The organism is Mesorhizobium sp. M7A.F.Ca.AU.001.01.1.1, assembly GCF_004022735.1.
Taxonomy (GTDB): Bacteria; Pseudomonadota; Alphaproteobacteria; order Rhizobiales; family Rhizobiaceae; genus Mesorhizobium; species Mesorhizobium ciceri.
In genome coordinates, this window is sequence record NZ_RZPF01000753.1 from 1 (window position 1) to 3,020 (window position 3,020).

A 3,020-nucleotide genomic window follows, 5' to 3' on the forward strand; every position below is an offset into this window, starting at 1 on the left:
GATTACAATTTGATGCGAGAGTTTGCCGACAGCTGGGGCCTGGTCGCCATGGCGCTTTTCTTTGTCGGCGCGACTGCCTTCGCGCTCCGCCCCGGCAGCCGCAAGCTGGCCGACGAAGCTGCCCGGATTCCCCTTGAGGACGAGTGATCATGAGCGACGAGCATATCGATGAAATCTCCGGCGTCTCGACCACCGGCCACGAATGGGATGGCATCCGGGAACTGAACAACCCGCTTCCCAGATGGTGGGTCATCACGTTTTACATCACCATTGTCTGGGCCATCGGCTACACCATCGCCTATCCGGCATGGCCCCTGCTGCACTCGGCGACGAAGGGTTTGCTCGGCTATTCCAGCCGCAACGAAGTCAGGAACGAGCTGACTGCGGCTGAAGCCGCCAAGGGCAAATACATCTCGGCGGTGGCGTCCAAGAGCGTCTCGGAGATCGCCGCGGACGATGGCCTGCGCGAATTCGCAATCGCCGCCGGTGGCGCCGCTTTCAAGGTCAATTGCGTACAATGTCATGGCTCCGGCGCCCAAGGTTCCAAGGGCTTTCCCAATCTCAACGACGACGACTGGCTGTGGGGCGGCAAGGCCGAGCAGATCCAGCAGACGATTATGCACGGCATCCGCTTTGCGTCCGATGCGGAGACGCGCCTGTCGGAAATGCCTGCCTTTGGCGACATCATAACCACTGACCAGATCGCTCAGGTTAGCACCTATGTCGCCAGCCTGTCGGGAAAGGTCCAGGATGCCAGCCTCGTCGAGCCCGGCGCCAAGGTCTTTGCCGAAAATTGCGTGGCCTGTCATGGCGACAATGCAAAAGGCAACAAGGAGCTCGGGGCGCCCGACCTGACCGATGCGATCTGGCTCTATGGATCCGGTGAGACAGCCATCGCCGCACAGGTCCGTGCGCCAAAACAGGGCGTCATGCCGGCCTGGGGCGCACGCCTGGGCGAGACCAAGGTCAAGGAACTCGCCGTCTATATCCATTCGCTTGGTGGTGGGGAATAGGAAGCGGGGACCTGTTCCCACCCTTCGCCAGCCAAGCGACGAGGCCCGGCCATGCCGGGCCTCGACCTATATTCGGCACCGGTAATTGACTTGCATCAACGCGCCTGCCCCCGCCCCGCGCCAAGACTTGCCTACGCTGGCAGCCTGGGCATGGGCAGATTGTCGCCTGCGCGAGTGGAGATGCATGTGCTGGACAATACGCAGGTAGAGCGGCTCGAAGCCGAAGCGGCCAATTCCGCCAAGGTGCGCCAGCCGATGTATGCCGCGCGCAAGAAGATATTCCCGAAACGGGCAACAGGGAACTTTCGTCGGTTCAAGTGGCTGGTGATGGCGATCACACTCGGTATCTACTACCTGACACAGTGGTTGCGATGGGACCGTGGCCCGTTCGCCCCGGACCAGGCCGTGCTGCTCGATCTCGCCAACCGGCGCTTCTACTTCTTCTTCATCGAGATCTGGCCGCAGGAATTCTACTATGTGGCCGGCCTTCTGATCATGGCCGGCGTCGGTCTTTTCCTGATCACGTCGACTATCGGTCGCGCCTGGTGCGGCTATACATGTCCGCAGACTGTATGGGTCGATCTGTTTCTGGTCGTCGAGCGCGCCATCGAGGGTGATCGCAACGCACGCATGAAACTCGATGCCGGCCCATGGACCGCCCGCAAGCTTGCGCTGCGGGCATCGAAACACGCCATCTGGCTGGGCATAGGGGCGGCGACGGGCGGCGCCTGGATCTTCTATTTTGCCGATGCGCCGACGCTGGTTGGCGAACTCTTTACCGGCACCGCGGCACCCGTTGCCTACATCACCGTCGCCGTGCTGACGGCCACGACCTATACGTTCGGCGGGCTGATGCGCGAACAGGTCTGCACCTACATGTGCCCATGGCCACGCATCCAGGCGGCCATGCTCGACGAAAGTTCGCTCACCGTCACCTACAATGACTGGCGCGGCGAACCGCGTTCGCGTCATGCCAAGTCGGTGCAAGCCGCGGGACAGTCGGTCGGCGACTGCGTCGACTGCAATGCCTGTGTCGCGGTCTGCCCGATGGGGATCGACATTCGCGACGGCCAGCAGCTCGAATGCATCACCTGCGCGCTTTGCATCGACGCCTGCGACGGCGTCATGGGCAAGCTCGGCAGGGAACGCGGACTGATTTCCTACGCAACGCTCTCCGATTACAACGCCAACATGATGCTGGCGACCGCGGGCGGCTCCAGTTCAGTCAACCCGTCGCTGGTCAGGACCGCTGATGGCCTGTTCTCCGACAAGGTGGCGCATTTCCATGTCAGCAAGATCTTCCGGCCACGCACCTACGTCTACATGGGTCTGTGGTCGCTGATCGGCCTGGGTCTGCTCTATTCGCTGCTGACGCGCGATCGGCTCGAAGTCAACGTGCTGCATGATCGCAATCCGCAATTTGTCACGCTGTCCGACGGCTCGATCCGCAACGGCTACACCGTCAAGCTGCTCAACATGATCCCCGAGCCAAGGACGATCGTTGTCGCGATTCAAGGCTTGCAGGGCGCCGAGATGAGCGTGGTCGGCGACGACATCCCGGAAGGCCGTTCTTTTGCCATTCCGGTCGAACCCGACCGCCTGAAAATGCTGAAGGTCTTCGTGCGCCAGCCGGCGGATCAAATCCAGGGCACAGCGCAGACCTTCAAGTTCCGTGTCGAGGACAAGGCGAGCTTCGAGGCGGACGAATACACCGCCACCTTCAACGCGCCGGAGACTGCCAGATGACCGCTAACGCTGAAAAACCCCGCGTATTCACCGGCAGGCACATGCTGGCCATCATCCTAGCCTTTTTCGGGGTGGTCATCGCGGTCAATCTGACGATGGCAACGCTCGCCAACACGAGCTGGACCGGCCTTGTCGTCGAAAACACCTATGTGGCGAGCCAGCAGTTCAACAAGAAGGCCGAGGAGGGGCGGGCGCAGGCAGCGCTCGGCTGGACCGGCAAGCTGACCATCGCATGGGGCGAGGTCCGCTATAGCCTTACCG

4 protein-coding genes are annotated in these 3,020 nt (G+C 61.8%); all 4 read left to right on the forward strand.

What is annotated here, in order from left to right; all coding sequences use genetic code 11:
- The coding region (locus EN884_RS31145; RefSeq protein ID WP_245492015.1) for a cbb3-type cytochrome c oxidase subunit 3 at positions 1–147 on the forward strand (147 nt) is incomplete at its 5' end.
- Between the two features lie 2 nt (positions 148–149).
- The gene (gene ccoP / locus EN884_RS31150) at positions 150–1,013 is read left to right on the forward strand and encodes a cytochrome-c oxidase, cbb3-type subunit III (RefSeq protein ID WP_063170485.1); all 864 of its coding nucleotides are present in this window, start codon (positions 150–152) and stop codon (positions 1,011–1,013) included.
- Between the two features lie 186 nt (positions 1,014–1,199).
- Positions 1,200–2,759 carry a cytochrome c oxidase accessory protein CcoG gene (gene ccoG, locus EN884_RS31155; protein ID WP_164895267.1) on the forward strand — a complete coding sequence of 520 codons (1,560 nt, stop codon included), beginning with the start codon at positions 1,200–1,202 and terminating at the stop codon, positions 2,757–2,759.
- On the forward strand, positions 2,756–3,020 hold a 265-nt coding region (locus tag EN884_RS31160; RefSeq protein ID WP_206617681.1), incomplete at its 3' end, for a FixH family protein. The genes ccoG and EN884_RS31160, both read left to right, overlap by 4 nt.

What these genes read in the sequence shown, in the direction of transcription:
- ccoP (WP_063170485.1), top strand. Translation starts at nt 150, where the DNA reads ATGAGCGACGAGCATATCGATGAAATCTCCGGCGTCTCGACCACCGGC.